This window comes from Kitasatospora sp. NPDC029312 (assembly GCF_055569215.1).
On record NZ_JBVHXY010000023.1, the window covers coordinates 76,257 to 89,839 of the forward strand.

The 13,583-nt window shown below is 73.9% G+C and carries 16 protein-coding genes; 8 read left to right on the forward strand and 8 right to left on the reverse strand.

Translation table 11 applies throughout. The annotated features are described in order from the left end of the window. Positions 1-130 precede the first annotated feature (130 nt). On the forward strand, positions 131-598 hold the full coding sequence (locus ACZ4WV_RS20240) for a helix-turn-helix transcriptional regulator (protein WP_465748534.1): 468 nt from the start codon (positions 131-133) through the stop codon (positions 596-598). Here the strand turns inward: ACZ4WV_RS20240 and ACZ4WV_RS20245 are convergent. The 3 genes from ACZ4WV_RS20245 to ACZ4WV_RS20255 form a co-directional block, all read right to left on the reverse strand. Then, positions 591-2,126, reverse strand: coding sequence for an AMP-binding protein (locus tag ACZ4WV_RS20245; protein WP_465748536.1), 1,536 nt, complete (start codon positions 2,124-2,126; stop codon positions 591-593). The two genes, ACZ4WV_RS20240 and ACZ4WV_RS20245, sit on opposite strands and share 8 nt — an antisense overlap. Positions 2,127-2,177: 51 nt before the next feature. Further along, positions 2,178-2,540 carry a MerR family transcriptional regulator gene (locus ACZ4WV_RS20250; RefSeq protein ID WP_465748538.1) on the reverse strand — a complete coding sequence of 121 codons (363 nt, stop codon included), beginning with the start codon at positions 2,538-2,540 and terminating at the stop codon, positions 2,178-2,180. A gap of 78 nt (positions 2,541-2,618) precedes the next feature. Beyond that, complete coding sequence (locus tag ACZ4WV_RS20255) at positions 2,619-3,383, reverse strand: SDR family NAD(P)-dependent oxidoreductase (RefSeq protein ID WP_465748540.1); 765 nt, start codon at positions 3,381-3,383, stop codon at positions 2,619-2,621. A gap of 117 nt (positions 3,384-3,500) precedes the next feature. Between ACZ4WV_RS20255 and ACZ4WV_RS20260 the strand changes: the two genes are divergently transcribed. Continuing rightward, entirely contained in the window at positions 3,501-4,124 is a 624-nt protein-coding gene (locus tag ACZ4WV_RS20260) for a GNAT family N-acetyltransferase (protein ID WP_465748542.1), read from the forward strand. A 4-nt stretch (positions 4,125-4,128) separates the two neighbouring features. Then, positions 4,129-4,518: a VOC family protein gene (locus ACZ4WV_RS20265; protein WP_465748544.1), complete on the forward strand. Its 390-nt coding sequence runs from the start codon at positions 4,129-4,131 to the stop codon at positions 4,516-4,518. Between the two features lie 9 nt (positions 4,519-4,527). Here ACZ4WV_RS20265 and ACZ4WV_RS20270 read toward each other — a convergent pair whose 3' ends face one another. Further along, the gene (locus ACZ4WV_RS20270; RefSeq protein ID WP_465748546.1) at positions 4,528-5,130 is read right to left on the reverse strand and encodes a maleylpyruvate isomerase N-terminal domain-containing protein; all 603 of its coding nucleotides are present in this window, start codon (positions 5,128-5,130) and stop codon (positions 4,528-4,530) included. Between the two features lie 195 nt (positions 5,131-5,325). Between ACZ4WV_RS20270 and ACZ4WV_RS20275 the strand changes: the two genes are divergently transcribed. Continuing rightward, a complete protein-coding gene (locus ACZ4WV_RS20275; protein ID WP_465748548.1) occupies positions 5,326-5,973 on the forward strand; it encodes an NAD(P)-dependent oxidoreductase in 648 nt (215 codons plus the stop codon). 11 nt (positions 5,974-5,984) lie between these two features. On the opposite strand, the gene ACZ4WV_RS20280 is transcribed toward ACZ4WV_RS20275, so the two are convergent. Next, a complete protein-coding gene (locus ACZ4WV_RS20280) occupies positions 5,985-6,767 on the reverse strand; it encodes a dioxygenase family protein (protein WP_465748550.1) in 783 nt (260 codons plus the stop codon). A gap of 116 nt (positions 6,768-6,883) precedes the next feature. Here ACZ4WV_RS20280 and ACZ4WV_RS20285 point away from each other — a divergent pair, with 116 nt between their 5' ends. After that, positions 6,884-7,354, forward strand: coding sequence for a MarR family winged helix-turn-helix transcriptional regulator (locus ACZ4WV_RS20285; RefSeq protein ID WP_465748624.1), 471 nt, complete (start codon positions 6,884-6,886; stop codon positions 7,352-7,354). Between the two features lie 18 nt (positions 7,355-7,372). Here the strand turns inward: ACZ4WV_RS20285 and ACZ4WV_RS20290 are convergent, their stop codons facing one another. From ACZ4WV_RS20290 to ACZ4WV_RS20300, 3 genes are all read right to left on the reverse strand, one after another. Then, on the reverse strand, positions 7,373-8,623 hold the full coding sequence (locus ACZ4WV_RS20290) for an RNA polymerase sigma factor (protein ID WP_465748552.1): 1,251 nt from the start codon (positions 8,621-8,623) through the stop codon (positions 7,373-7,375). A 139-nt stretch (positions 8,624-8,762) separates the two neighbouring features. Next, complete coding sequence (locus tag ACZ4WV_RS20295; protein ID WP_465748554.1) at positions 8,763-9,134, reverse strand: YciI family protein; 372 nt, start codon at positions 9,132-9,134, stop codon at positions 8,763-8,765. A 104-nt stretch (positions 9,135-9,238) separates the two neighbouring features. Next, positions 9,239-10,792, reverse strand: coding sequence for a PucR family transcriptional regulator (locus tag ACZ4WV_RS20300; RefSeq protein WP_465748556.1), 1,554 nt, complete (start codon positions 10,790-10,792; stop codon positions 9,239-9,241). Positions 10,793-11,182: 390 nt separating this feature from the next. On the opposite strand from ACZ4WV_RS20300, the gene ACZ4WV_RS20305 reads away from it, so the two are divergent. From ACZ4WV_RS20305 to ACZ4WV_RS20315, 3 genes are all read left to right on the forward strand, one after another. Further along, on the forward strand, positions 11,183-11,620 hold the full coding sequence (locus tag ACZ4WV_RS20305; protein WP_465748560.1) for a molybdopterin-dependent oxidoreductase: 438 nt from the start codon (positions 11,183-11,185) through the stop codon (positions 11,618-11,620). Between the two features lie 150 nt (positions 11,621-11,770). Further along, complete coding sequence (locus ACZ4WV_RS20310; RefSeq protein WP_465748562.1) at positions 11,771-12,289, forward strand: GNAT family N-acetyltransferase; 519 nt, start codon at positions 11,771-11,773, stop codon at positions 12,287-12,289. A 234-nt stretch (positions 12,290-12,523) separates the two neighbouring features. After that, complete coding sequence (locus ACZ4WV_RS20315; protein WP_465748564.1) at positions 12,524-13,561, forward strand: sphingomyelin phosphodiesterase; 1,038 nt, start codon at positions 12,524-12,526, stop codon at positions 13,559-13,561. The last annotated feature ends 22 nt before the right edge of the window (positions 13,562-13,583 follow it).

The following is a 13,583-nucleotide window of genomic DNA, read 5'->3' on the forward strand; positions in this document are numbered from 1 at the left end:
GTGCGGGGCAGCCAGCCCCCCCCCCCCCCCCCCCGCCCCCCCCCCCCACCCCCCCCCCCCCCCCCCCCCCCCCCCCCCCCCCCCCCTCCCCTTCTCCCCCCCCCCCCCCCCCCCCCCCCCCCCCACCTGGGTGCCCGACTACCGGGCGGCGACGACCATCTCCCACCACTACGACGCGGCCGTCGCCGCCGAGGACCTGTACGCGATGCTGACCGTTCCCCTGCTGGAGGGTGCCACCGTGCACGGCGTGGTGTACGCCTCGGTGCGCGCCGTCGTGCCGTTCGGGGACGTCCGGATCTCCGCCGTCGGCACGCTGGCCCGGGCGGCGGCCCGGGCGCTCGCCGGGGCCGCCGCCTGGAGCCGGGAGGAGCCCCGACCGGCGGCCCCCGCACGGGCGTTGACCCCGCGCGAGCACGAGGTGCTGCGCTGGGCGGCGACCGGCCGGACCAACCCGGAGATCGCCGCCCGCCTGGGGCTGACCCGCAACACCGTGACCGGCTACCTCAAGTCCGCGATGCACAAGCTCGGGGTCCGCAACCGGACCGAACTCGCCCTCGCCGCCAGGGAGGCCGGGCTGGTCGGTGGAGGCGTCAGTTGACCTGCCGCTCCCGCCCCGTCCAGTACGGCTCGCGCAGCCGGAACTTCTGCAGCTTCCCGGTGGCGGTGCGCGGCAGCGCGTCCCGGAACTCCACCGAGGTGGGCGACTTGTAGCCGGCCAGCCGCTGCTTGCAGTGCGCGATCAGCTCCGCCTCGGTGACGTCCCGCCGGTCCTCCCGGAGCACCACCAGCGCCTTGACCGTCTCGCCCCACTTCTCGTGCGGCACCCCGATCACCGCCGCCTCGGCCACCGCGGGGTGGCTGTAGAGGCAGTCCTCCACCTCGATCGAGGAGACGTTCTCCCCACCGCTGATGATGACGTCCTTCTTCCGGTCGGAGATGGTCAGTTGGCCGTCGGTGAGGGTGCCGCCGTCGCCGGTGTGGAACCAGCCGTCGCGCAGCGCCTCGGCAGTGGCCCCGGGCTGCTGCCAGTAGCCGTCGAGCACGGTGTTGGAGCGCACCAGCACCTCGCCGGAGGGGTCGACCCGCAGCTGGGTGCCGAGCGCCGGGGCGCCGGCCTGCACCAGCTTCTCGGCCCGCTCGGCGGCCGGCAGGGCATCCCACTCGGCGCGCGAGCGGTTGACCGTGACGATGGGGGCGGTCTCGGTCAGGCCGTAGAGCTGCATGAACTCCCAGCCCAGCTGCTCCTCGACCTGCTGCACCACCGAGGTCGGCGGCGGCGCCCCGGCCACGATCATCCGCACCCGGTCCCGGCCGGGCACCGGGCCGTCCCAGTCGGCGGCCGCGTCCAGCACCAGCTGGACCACGGCGGGCGCGCCGGACAGGAAGGTCACCCCGTGCCGCTCGACCCGGCGCAGGATCTCCGCGCCGTCGACCTTGCGCAGCACGATGTGCCGCGCGCCGAGCCCGGTGAGCGAGAACGGCAGGCCCCAGCCGTTGGCGTGGAACATCGGCAGGGTGTGCAGGTACACGTCCCGGTCGTTGGCGCCGTAGTGCAGGCCCATCAGGGTCGCGTTCAGCCAGACGTTGCGGTGGGTGAGCTGAACGCCCTTGGGGCGGGCGGTGGTTCCGCTGGTGTAGTTGACGGTGGCGGTGTCGTTCTCGGAGATCGCGTACCGGCGGGGCTGGTTGGCGAAGTCGTGGAGCAGGGCGTCGCTGTCCGCGCCGAGGACGAACTTGTGCTTGGCCACCACCCCGTCCAGGGCGTCGGCGAGTTCGGGATCGACCAGCAGCACGGTGGCGCCGCTCTGCTCGACGATGTACGCGACCTCCTCGGCCTTCAGCCGGAAGTTCACCGGCACCAGCACCCGGCCGTACCCGCTCACCCCGAAGAAGGAGGTCAGCAGCCGGGCCGAGTTGTGCGAGACGATCGCGACCCGCTCGCCCGGCCCGACACCGAGCCGGTCCAGCCCGGCCGCCTGGGCGCGGGCGAGTTCGGCGATCCGTCGGTAGCTCAGCTCGCCCCAGGATTCGGCCGGCTGCACCGGCTCGTCGACGATGCCGACCCGGTCGCCGTAGACCAGCTCGGCCCGGTCGAGGAAGTCCATGACGGAGAGTGGAATCTGCATGCGCCCACTGTCCTCTCCCGTCCGCCCCCTGCACACCCCCGATCGGGGGTGTCACCCGTGGGCGGGGCTCCCGGCGGCGGCCAGTGCCGCCACCAGCCGGTCCCGCGCCTCGGTCTGGGCGGCGATCCGGGCCTCCAGCACCGCCAGCCGCTCCCGGACGGTGCGCAGCATCCGTTCGGACGGCGGCCGCGAGAGCACGTCGCCGTCCAGGCAGCCCAGCAGTGGCCGGAGGTCTTCCAGGGTCAGTCCGGCGCCCACCAGCGCACGGATGTTGCGCACCCGTGCGACCGCCGACTCGCCGTACTCCCGGTAGCCGTTGGCGGCGCGCTCGGAGTGGATCAGTCCGGCCTGTTCGTAGTGCCGCAGCGCCCGGGCGGTACTGCCCGTCCGCTCCGCCAGCTCACCGATCCGCACCCCGCACGCTCCCGCCGTCCGCGCCGTTCTTATCGCTCCGACCGTCCGCGCCGTCCTGTCCTTCAGGCGATCCGCCGTTCAGGCCACCAGCGCGCCCCCGTCGACCGACAACACTACGCCGGTGACGAACGAGGCCTGCGGGGCGGCGAGTCGGGTGATCGCCCAGGCCACCTCCTCCGGCCGCCCGATCCGGCCGAGCGGGGTGTGCGCGATCTGCCACGACCGCACCGCGGCCTGCTGTTCGGGGCCGTACCCGGAGTGGTCGCCGATCGGGGTGTCGATCGCCCCGGGCGCCACCGCCACCACCCGGATGCCGCGCGGCGCCAGCTCCACCGCCCAGCTGCGGGTGACCGTCTCCAGGGCGGCCTTGCTCGCCGCGTACACCGCGTTGGACGGCCAGCCGCGCTGCCCGACGGCGGTGCTGACGTTGACCACCACGCCCCGGCTCTCGGTCAGCGCCGGGAGCGCGGCCTGCCCGAGCAGCACCGGGGCGACCAGGTTGACGGACAGCAGCGCCTCGATCCCCTCCCGCTGGTAGCCGCCGAGGCCCCGCCCGCCCTGCACGATCCCCGCATTGTTGACCAGGACGTCCAGCCGCCCGTACCGCTCCAGGGAGGCCCCGACGATCTGCTCCGGCGCGTGCGGCCCGGTGACGTCCGCGACCACCGGCTCGATCAGCCCGAGGTACGTGCTCGCCGTCTCCGCCAGCGGCCCCGGCCGCCGCCCGACCGCCAGCACCCGCGCCCCCTCGGCCGCGAACGCCCGCGCGGTCGCCCGCCCGATCCCCGTCCCGGCCCCGGTGACCACCACGACCCGCTGCTCCGTCATGTTCTCGTCGCTCATGCGGCCAAGCCTCCGACCCTGTCGTCAGCGTCAAGGTCAAACCGGCCTGTCGACGGCCGTCCGTCCGGTGGGAGGATCGGCCTTCCTGATCACGCGCAGCCACGGGGGAGAACGACCATGAGCGACCGACCGACGGCTCAGGCACCGGCTCCGGCTCCGGGCGCGGGAAGCGCGGGGATCGCGGTCACGGCAGCCCTCACCGCCCGCCCGACAGCCGACGGCCTGCTGCTGCGCCCCTTCGAGGACGCCGACGCGCCCGCCCTCATCGAGGCCTACCGGGACGAGACCCTGCGCCGCTTCACCCACAACCCGCCGTCCGACGCGGAGCAGGTCGCGCACTGGCTGGGCCTGCAGCGCGCGGGCCGGGCCGCCGGCACCCGCTACGCCTTCGCGGTCCTCGAAGGCGGCGAACTGGCCGGCAACGTCGTGCTCAAGCGGGGCGCCCCCGGCGCGGCGACGGCCGAGGTGGGCTACTGGACGGTGGCCCGGGCACGCGGCCGGGGCGTGGCCCCGCGCGCCGTGGCCGCGCTCACCGCCTGGGCCTTCGACGTCTTCGCCGAGGACGGCCTGCGGCGGATCGACCTGCTGCACGCGGGGGACAACGACGCCTCCTGCCGGGTCGCGGAGAAGAGCGGCTACGCCTTCGCGGAGATCGTCCCGGCCTTCCCGCCGTATCCGCTGGACGGGCACCGGCACTCCCGCAAACGACTGGACGGGCCCGAACGGGGCGGGTCACAGTAGGCGCATGGCTTCTCTGGTGCGACACGTGACGATCGACTGCGCCGACCCGCACGCCCTGGCCGGCTTCTGGGCCCAGGCGCTGGACGGCACCCTGGGCGAGGACGACAATCCGGGCGACGAGGAGGCGGTGGTGGACGCCGCCGGCGCCTCGCTGCTCTTCATCCGGGTGCCCGAGGGCAAGGCGGTGAAGAACCGGGTGCACCTCGACCTCCAGCCGCAGGACCGCAGCCGGGACGAGGAGGTGGCGCGACTGGTGGCCCTGGGCGCCACCGTCCTGGCGGACCACCGCACCCCGGACGGCAAGGGCTGGGTCACCCTGGCCGACCCGGAGGGCAACGAACTGTGCGTCGAGCGCAGCAGGGCCGAGCGCGCCGCCACGACCGGCGACGCGTAGCGGATCCGATCAGTCCAGCCACTCACCCCTGGCCGCCCGCCAGTTCCACGAGGTCCTGCGCGGGCGGCCGTCCAGTTCCCCACGCCCGGTGCACCAGAGCAGGACGGCCCCCGGGTCCGGGTCCTCCGGGTCCTCCGGGTCCTCCGGGGCGCTCGGGAAGAGCCGGGCGAGGACGAAGCGGCTGGCCGCCTCGGGCAGCCGCCAGTCCAGGCCGAGGCCGAGGGAGATGTCATGGGTGTGCAGCACCAGCTCGGCCACGCCCATCGCCGCGAATCCGGCCGGGTCGCAGGGCCCGTGGTGGTAGGCGCGCAGGTCGTCCGGGGAGGCGTCGAGGGCGTTGCCGAGCAGCTGCCCGGCGGCGGTGACGACGGCCAGGACCTGGTCCGGGTCGGCCTCCGGCTCGACGGTGAGGTCGAACGGCAGGTACCGGTCCCTGGGCCGGGCGGCGAGCTGGCCGGCGTAGGCGAGCAGGTCGTGGGCGATGTGGGCGGCCGTGTCGCGGCAGCTCCACTCCAGCGGCCCGGCGGGGACGCTCCAGTCGCGGTCCCGGGTGTGCGGGCCGAGTACCTGCAGACACTCGTACAGGGTTTCCCGTACGGGGTCACCATTCATGACGATCATTCTTCCGGTCATTCCCTCGAACGCGCTTCTGGCTGGCCGTCACACGATAGGCCCAACCCCCGGGCCGCCGCCGGGATGCCGCCGGACAATCGACCTGTCCCACGTCGGTCGGCACACTCCGCCGTCCGGCACACCCGGCCCCCGGACCACCAGGCGGCCCCCGACCCCCGGACAGGTAGGTACCCCATGGCCCGCATCGCCGTGATCGGCGCCAACGGCAGCATCGGCAGTGCCGTCGTGGTGGAGGCGGCGGCTCGCGGGCACGAGGTCACCGCGGTGGTCCGCGACCCGGCCCGCTACCGGGGCGGGGCCGCCTCCGTGGAGCGCGCCGACGTGCTGGACCCGGCCGACGTGGCCCGGGTCGCGCGCGGCCGGGACGTCCTGGTCAGCGCCGTCGGCGGTGGTGACGGCCCCGGCCACGCGGCGCTGATCGAGCCCGCGGCCCGCTCCCTGGTCGAGGGCCTGCGCGCGCTCGGCGACGGGGCGCCCCGGCTGGTGGTGGTCGGCGGCGCGGGCAGCCTGGAGACGGCGCCGGGTGTGCGGGTCTGGGACGCACCGGGCCTGCCGGAGCCGGTCCTGCAGATCATGCACGCCCACGGCGCGGCGCTGGACTACTACCGGACGGTCTCCGACGTCCGCTGGACGGTGCTCAGCCCGTCCGCTGAGATCGGCCCGGGGGAGCGGACCGGTCGCTACCGGACCGGCCTGGAGCAGCTGCTCACCGACGCCGAGGGCCGTAGCCGGATCTCCGTGCCGGACTACGCGGTCGCCCTGGTGGACGAGATCGAGCAGCCCGAGCACATCGGCGAGCGCTTCACCTGCTGCGCGCTGTGACGCGCCGGCGGTCAGCCCAGCTGGACCGACCGCTTGGCCAGTCCCATCCAGAATCCGTCGATGACGCTGCGCTGGCTGCCGAGGTCGGCCTCGCCGGCGCCGAGGGTGACGAACAGCGGGGCGAAGTGCTCGGTGCGCGGGTGGGCGAGGCGTCCGGCCGGGGCCTTGTATTCGAAGTCGAGCAGCGCGTCGAGGTCCTGGGCGTCCAGGGCGCGCCGGCCCCAGTCGTCGAACTCGGCCATCACCGAGGTGACCCGTCCGTCGCTGCTGAGCGCCCGCAGGTTGTGGGTGAAGAAGCCGCTGCCGATGATCAGCACGCCCTCGTCGCGCAGCGGGGCGAGCCGGCGGCCGATCTCCAGCAGGCGCTGGGGGTCGAGGGTGGGCATGGAGATCTGCAGCACCGGGATGTCCGCCGCCGGGAACATCTCGACCAGCGGCACGTACGCGCCGTGGTCGAGGCCGCGGTCGGGGATGTCCTGGACGGGCGTGCCGGGGGCGCGCAGCAGCTTGCGCACGCGCTCGGCGAGTTCCGGCGCGCCCGGGGCGGCGTACTGGACCCGGTAGTAGTGCTCGGGGAAGCCCCAGAAGTCGTAGACCAGCGGGACGGTGGTGACGGCGCCGACGGCGAGCGGGGCCTCCTCCCAGTGGGCGGAGACCATCAGGACGGCCGCGGGGCGTGGCAGGTCGGCCGACCACGCGGCCAACTCGGCGGGCCAGACCGGGTCGTCGGCGAGCGGCGGCGCGCCGTGCGAGAGGTACAGGGCGGGCATGCGCCCGGGGGCCGCGGCGCTCATGGCGTCCTCCTCGGAGGGGGATCGAGGCGAATAGTTCAAATTTGAACCTCTACTCGCCGACGGTACACCTTCGTTCGAATTTGAACAACGGGAGTAGGCTTCACCCCATGTCCTCACTGAACGAACCCCGCTGGCTCGACCAGGACGAGATGGCCGCCTGGCGGGGCTTCGTCGTCGCGAGCAACCTGCTCAACCGCCGGCTGGAGCGCCAGCTCAAGGAGGACTCCGGTCTCTCGCACCAGCAGTACGAGATCCTGGTGCACCTGTCCGCCGCCCCGGGCGACTCACTCCGGATGACGGAGCTGGCCGAGAAGCTGGTCACCTCCAAGAGCGGCCTGACCTACCAGGTCACCCAGCTGGAGCGGATGGGCCTGGTGGGTCGCCGCTCCTGCCCCAGCGACGTGCGCGGCGTCATCGCCGAACTCACCGACCCCGGCCGGGAGATGATCCGCCGGGCCGCCCCCGGGCACGTCGCCCTAGTGCGCGAGCTGCTGATCGACGTGCTCACCCGCGAGCAGCTGGCCGTCCTCGCCGAGGGCCTCGGCGAGGTCAGCGCCCGGCTGCGCCGGGACGAAAACCCTCACTAGCCTCACCCGCCGCCGCCTTCACCCAGCACCATCGCCGCCTTGACCCGCCGCCGCCGCCCGCGCCCGCAGCAGCTCCCGCTCCCGCTCGTTGCGGGTCAGCCCCGCCGCCCGCTCGAACTCCGCCCGCGCCTCCGCCGCCCGCCCCAACCTGGCCAGCAGGTCACCCCGCACGCTCGGCAGCAGGTGGTACTCGCGCAGCGCCGGTTCCGCCGCCAGCTCGTCCACCAACTCCAGGGCGGCGGCCGGGCCCTGGGCCATCGAGACGGCCACCGCCCGGTTCAGCGCCACCACCGGTGAGGGCGTCAGCGCGAGCAGCCGCCCGTACAGGGTGGCGATCATGGCCCAGTCGGTGTCCTCGTACCGCCGCGCCTTGGCGTGGCAGGCGGCGATCGCGGCCTGCACCGAGTACGGCCCGGTGCCGGCCCGCTGGAGCGCGTCGAAGCCGCGGCGGATCAGCAGCCCGTCCCAGCGGTCCCGGTTCTGCTCGGCCAGCAGCACCGGCCGCCCGTCCGGTCCGGTCCGGGCGGCCGTCCGGGAGGCCTGGAACTCCAACAGCGCGGCCAGCCCGTGCGCCTCCGGCTCGCCGGGCACCAGCGCCGCCAGCACCCGGGCCAGCCGCAGGGCCTCCTCGCACAGCTGGGGGCGCAGCAGGTCGTCTCCGGAGGTGGCCGAGTAGCCCTCGTTGAAGACCAGGTAGACGACCTCCAGCACCGAGGAGAGCCGCCGCGCCCGGTCGTCGCCGTACGGCACCTCGAACGGCACGGCCGCCTTGGCGAGCGTCCGCTTCGCCCGGACGATCCGCTGCGCCACCGTCGCCTCGGGCACCAGGAAGGCGCGGGCGATCTCGGGGGTGGTCAGCCCGCCCAGCAGCCGCAGGGTGAGCGCGATCCGGGCGGGCGCGGACAGCACCGGGTGGCAGGCGGTGAAGATCAGTCGCAGCAGGTCGTCGTCGATGTCGTCCGGTTCGACCGGCTCCGGCGGCGGCACGTCCTCCACCGCCCGCCCCACCTCGGCGAGTTTGCGGGCGTAGACCTCCCGGCGGCGCACCAGGTCGATCGCCCGCCGCTTGGCGGTGGCTGTCAGCCAGGCGCCCGGGTTGTCCGGGACGCCGTCGCGCGGCCACTGCTCGAGCGCCGCCACCAGGGCGTCCTGCGCCAGCTCCTCGGCGATTCCCACGTCCCGTACGATCCGGGCGACCGCGGCGATGATCCGCGCGGACTCGATCCGGAACACCGTCTCCACGGCCGCCGCCGCATCCCTCTCCGTCACGGCCACCCATCAGAGCAGCCGGCGGAGAGGGAGGCAAACACCGCCCCTGGAGGCCACGGAGGCAACACCGGCAACAACAGCAGCAGCAACAGCAGCAGCAACAGCACCGGCAACAGCACCGGCAACAGCGGCAACGGCGTTACCGCGGCGGCTGCGGCATCTCGTCGATCTGCCGGACCTCCGCCTCGACGGTCCAGTTCGCCGGGTGGACCCGCAGGAAGCGGCGCGTCCACTCCAGGGCCTCGGCCTTGTCCTTGCACTGCATGATGGCGTAGCCGCCGACGACCTCCTTGGTCTCGGTGAACGGCCCGTCGGTGTAGCCGATCTTCCCGTCCGCCCAGGACAGCCGGGTGCCCTCGGCCGTCGGGGTCAGCCCGGCGGTCTCCAGCATCACCCCGGCCTTGGTGATCTCCTCGAACAGCGCCCCCATCCGCTGCTCGAACCCCGGGTCCGGCTCCCAGCCGTCGCGGGCGTTCTCGTCGACGCGGATCAGCGTCATGAAGCGGGGCATGGTGACTCCTCGGTCGTGTGGGCGGGGCCTCTCCCCGCCTCTCACCCCTGCGTCGATCGGGCCGGCGGCGGATCGACACCCGCCGCGAAGAATTCTTCGCCGTTTCAGTGCGCCACGGGCCGGGGGGCGCACAGCAGCGCCGCCCGCAGGTCGATCCGGTCGCGCAGCCGGGCCAGGTTGCGGCCGGTCAGTTCCTCGATCCGTCGGATCCGGTAGTGCACGGTGTTGACGTGGACGTGCAGCGACTCCGCCGTCCGGGCCCAGGAGCCGTCGTGCTCCAGGAACACCGCCAGCGTGCCCAGCAGCGAGACGCTGTTCTCGTCGTCGTGGGCGGCCAGCGGTGCCAGCAGCCGGGCGTGGAAGGCGGCCGTCACCTCCGGCGGGATGCCGCGCAGCAGCCCGTCCAGTGAGTCCAGTTCGGCCGCGGTGGCGAGCGGGCCGGGTGCGCCCGCGAGCACGTACCGGGCCTGTACCAGTGCCGCGCGCAGGGAGTCGGGGACGGGCGGGGCGGCCGGGCCGACGCCGATCCGCAGGGTGCGCCGGCCGGTCAGCCGGGCCTGGAGGGCGGGCCGCGCCCGGCGCAGCCGCTCGGCGACCCGTTCCACGGGGGCGGCCACCAGCGCGGCGGTCGACCCGGTGCGGTCGGTGCCCGCCGCGTACGGTGCCGCCAGCGGGTGCAGCGCCTCGGCGAGGGCGTGCGCCGCCCAGCCGGGCGGCACCTCGTCGCCCGACCGGCCGGGGTCGATCCGGGCGCCGACCGCGACCAGCGGCCCGGCGCCGTGCAGTCCGCAGGCCGCCAGCGGATCGGCGAGCCGGCCGTCGTCGGCGAGGGCGTCCAGCAGCCGTCCGGCGGCTCGGCGCCGGGTGGCCGCCGCGGCCTGGGCGCGGGCGGCGAGCGGGGCGAGTAGTTCGGCCAGCGCGTGCAGCACCGGTTCGGCGGCCGCGGTGCGCGGGTGGGCGCGCAGCCGCCACCCGTCGAAGGGGGAGCCGTCCTGCGGGCCGACCGGCAGCCCGGCGTCGCCACGGTCGGAGTCGCCGCGGTCGGAGCCGCCGCGGTCGGAGCCGCCGCGCCCAGCGAGCGGTACGGACGCGGCACTCGGCGCCACGGCGACGACGGGACGCCCGCCGGCCGTGCTGAGCGAGCAGTCCGGCAGCCCGAGGCGGCCGACCGCGTGGGCGAGCACCTCGCCCGGCCCGGCCTCCGCGCGGACCAGGTCGAGCAGTTCGCGCCGGACGGTCTCCGGAATGGCCGCGGTGTCCTGCGCCCCGGCCCGCAGATCGCCCCAGAGCCGGAGGTAGATCCGGTCGGTGACGGCCCGGAAGCTCACCCCGGCGGGCACCGCGAGCAGCGGGATGCCGTGGGTGCGGCAGGCCTCCGCCAGGCTGTCCGGGATGCTGCCGTGGGTGCCCTCGCCCGCCAGCAGTGCGGCCACGCCCGCGCTGCGCAGCGCGGTGGCGAAGCGCAGGGCGCCGGAGGTGTCGGCGGGCTGCCACCAGACCAGCCCGGTGAGCACCAGTTCGCCGGGCTGGAGGTAGCGGGCCGGGTCCTGGAGGTCGGTGGAGCTCACGCCGGTGACCGGTCGGTCGAGCAATTCGGGGGTGCTCCAGGCCAGTCGGATGGACAGGTCGTCGAGGTGCAGCAGGTCGCCGACGATCATCTCTCGCTCGCTCTCGCCCGGTGTCGGGGTGGTGCTTCACGCGCATCACCACTCGCACATGCGAGGGGCGGCGCCTTTTCCGCATCGTAAGTGCCAACGTGGCGGCCGTGAATCTTCTTGTCGAATCATCCAGTGAAGAGCCTCCGGGCTGGTGCCCGGAACCAGTCGTCCCCCCGATTGCCGAGTTGCTTCAATCGGTGCGGGGCGCGCCGGGCCGTCTCCTCCGGCGCGCCCCCGCCGTCGTCTGGCGTCTGCAAGCTGCAGGCCCCATCGTCCATCGCAATCACCGATGAAAACAGGCATTCAGCCTCGCGCCTGCGAATGGCTGAGCTCCCCCTCGGGTAACCCTCCTCCCGGGCCGCAGCGACGCGACCCGGGAGGAGGAGCACCATGACCCCCGCGAGACCCACCGTCCGGTTGCACGGACACCTGGACCGGCCCGCCGAGCTGACCGTCGACCAGTTGCGCACCCTCCCCGCGCACCGGGCCGAGGTCAGCTTCGACTGTCTGGCCGAGGGCGAGCAGCGCCACGGCTACGAAGGACCGGCACTGCTGGACGTCCTGCTCGCCGCCCGGCCCCGGATCGACTTCTCCGGCCGCAAGCAGCGGCTGCGTTTCCTGCTCGACGTGGTCGGCGCTGACGGCCACCGGGCCGTGGTCTCCTGGGCCGAGATCGATCCGGACTTCGGCGGACGCCGGATCCTGCTCGCCACCAGCATGGACGGCGCCCCGCTGGACGCCGCCGGCCCGCAGCTGGTCGTTCCCGACGACCACTGCGGCGCCCGTTACGTCAGCGGGGTCACCGCCGTCCGGCTCGGCCGCGTCTGACGCTCACCGCATCACACCACACCACATCGCGGCGCGCGGCGAGGGCGCATCCTCCCTGGTCGCGCGGGGTGCGGGCAGCGCGCTCCACGGGCCCCGACGGGGCGGCCAAACCGCTCGCCGCGGACCGCTTTCCGTGCCAACATGCCCCGTATGGGGACGATTCTGCACGGCACCCTGGTCACCCTCCGCCCGGCCACCGCGGACGACATCCCGGCGCTGGCGGCGATCCGCGCCACGCCCGAGGTGTTCGCCCGCTGGCGCGGTGGCGACGACCTGGCCGACGAGGTCGCGAGGGATCTGGACTCGCCCGACACCGAGACCTTCGCGATCGACCTGGGCGGCAAGGTGGTCGGCGCCGTCCAGTGGTACGCCAACAACGACGACGACTACCGGCACGCCGGGATGGACCTCTACCTGGACCCGTCGGTGCACGGCCTGGGCCTGGGCACCGACGCGGTGCGCACCATGGCCCGGCACCTGGTGCACGACCACCACTACCACCGGCTGGTGATCGACCCGGCCGCGGACAACGCCGCCGCGATCCGCTGCTACAGCAAGGTCGGCTTCCGTCCGGTGGGCACCATGCGCCAGTACGAGCGCGGCCCGGACGGCAGCTGGCACGACAACCTGCTGATGGACCTGCTCGCGGACGAACTGTCGGACGGCTGACGCAGGCTCATGGCCGCGCCGCCTCCCGGTGCGAGGGTGTACAGACATCTTGTCGTCCACCCGCCCCGAGCTGTACAGACATCTCATGGCCACATGATCGGTCGGAACCGATCGCCTGGCGTTCTTCCCGACGTACCGAGCGGTAGCTAGCGTTCCCCCGCCAATCCCCGGCGGCCGGTCCTCCCGGCGCCGGGCCCCACCGGATTGACGGATCCCTCCCCCAGGAGAACGCCCATGCTCTCGCGCCGCACGGCCACCGCCCTCACCTCGGCGGCCGCCGCCGCCCTGCTGCTCGGCGGCACCGGCCCGACCGCCTTCGCCACCACCACGGCGAGCCCGACCACGCTCTCCGTCTTCGCCTTCAACGTCGACCTCGGCACCGCCGTCGTCGACAGCACCCAGAACGAGCAGGCCGCTCGCCGCACCCCGGTGATCGAGCAGATCGTCCGTCAGCACAACGCGGACGTCGTCATCCTGGACGAGCAGTTCAACAACAGCTCGACCGCCGACATCAACAGCAAGCTCGCCGACCTCTACCCCTACCGCACCCCCGTGGTCGGCGGCACCTGCTCCGGCGGCGGCTGGACCGGCATCAGCGGCAACTGCTCCAACTCGTGGTTCGTCATCAACGGCGGCACGATGATCCTCTCCAAGTACCCGATCGCCGCCCAGTACGCCCACGTCTTCAGCAACTCCACCTACGGCACCTGGGACTACCACGCCAACAAGGGCGCGGCGCTGGTGCAGGTGAAGAAGAACGGCACCACGTCCTGGGTGGTCGGCACCCACCTCCAGGCCGACGAGTCGGACGCCTCCACCGACACCACCCAGTCCACCCGGCTCGGCCAGCTCGCCGAGATCCGCGCCTGGGTGGACGGGATCGTCGGCAGCAGCGCGCCGGTGCTGATCGGCGGCGACCTCAACGTCGAGTACTTCCACGGCCAGAGCCGCGGCGACTACACCGACGCGCAGAACGCGGTGAACGGCGTGCTCGGCACCCCGGCCACCGTCCCCGGCCAGAACCGCACCACCATGGACTGCGCCGTCTCCTCCTGGTGCCAGTACATGTCGGGCGTCGAGACCTTCCCGAAGGACTACCGGGACGACCTCGACTACATCGGCTACCTCAACGCCCCGGGCCGACCGGTGCCGGCCGGGATGTCCGACGTCAAGGTCGACTTCGACCCGCAGGCCGGCTGGGCGCCGGGGCAGCTGGACACCAACGCGCCCAGCGACCACTACCCGGTCGAGGCCACCTTCCAGCTGAACTGACCGCTCAACCCCGGCCGTTCGA

Coding starts and splice junctions, on each gene's coding strand:
- ACZ4WV_RS20255 (WP_465748540.1), bottom strand. CDS start 3,383: ATGAGCGACGAGAACATGACGGAGCAGCGGGTCGTGGTGGTCACCGGG.
- ACZ4WV_RS20295 (WP_465748554.1), bottom strand. CDS start 9,134: ATGCCCCGCTTCATGACGCTGATCCGCGTCGACGAGAACGCCCGCGAC.
- ACZ4WV_RS20310 (WP_465748562.1), top strand. CDS start 11,771: ATGGGGACGATTCTGCACGGCACCCTGGTCACCCTCCGCCCGGCCACC.
- ACZ4WV_RS20300 (WP_465748556.1), bottom strand. CDS start 10,792: ATGATCGTCGGCGACCTGCTGCACCTCGACGACCTGTCCATCCGACTG.
- ACZ4WV_RS20275 (WP_465748548.1), top strand. CDS start 5,326: ATGGCCCGCATCGCCGTGATCGGCGCCAACGGCAGCATCGGCAGTGCC.
- ACZ4WV_RS20270 (WP_465748546.1), bottom strand. CDS start 5,130: ATGAATGGTGACCCCGTACGGGAAACCCTGTACGAGTGTCTGCAGGTA.
- ACZ4WV_RS20265 (WP_465748544.1), top strand. CDS start 4,129: ATGGCTTCTCTGGTGCGACACGTGACGATCGACTGCGCCGACCCGCAC.
- ACZ4WV_RS20305 (WP_465748560.1), top strand. CDS start 11,183: ATGACCCCCGCGAGACCCACCGTCCGGTTGCACGGACACCTGGACCGG.
- ACZ4WV_RS20260 (WP_465748542.1), top strand. CDS start 3,501: ATGAGCGACCGACCGACGGCTCAGGCACCGGCTCCGGCTCCGGGCGCG.
- ACZ4WV_RS20280 (WP_465748550.1), bottom strand. CDS start 6,767: ATGAGCGCCGCGGCCCCCGGGCGCATGCCCGCCCTGTACCTCTCGCAC.
- ACZ4WV_RS20315 (WP_465748564.1), top strand. CDS start 12,524: ATGCTCTCGCGCCGCACGGCCACCGCCCTCACCTCGGCGGCCGCCGCC.
- ACZ4WV_RS20245 (WP_465748536.1), bottom strand. CDS start 2,126: ATGCAGATTCCACTCTCCGTCATGGACTTCCTCGACCGGGCCGAGCTG.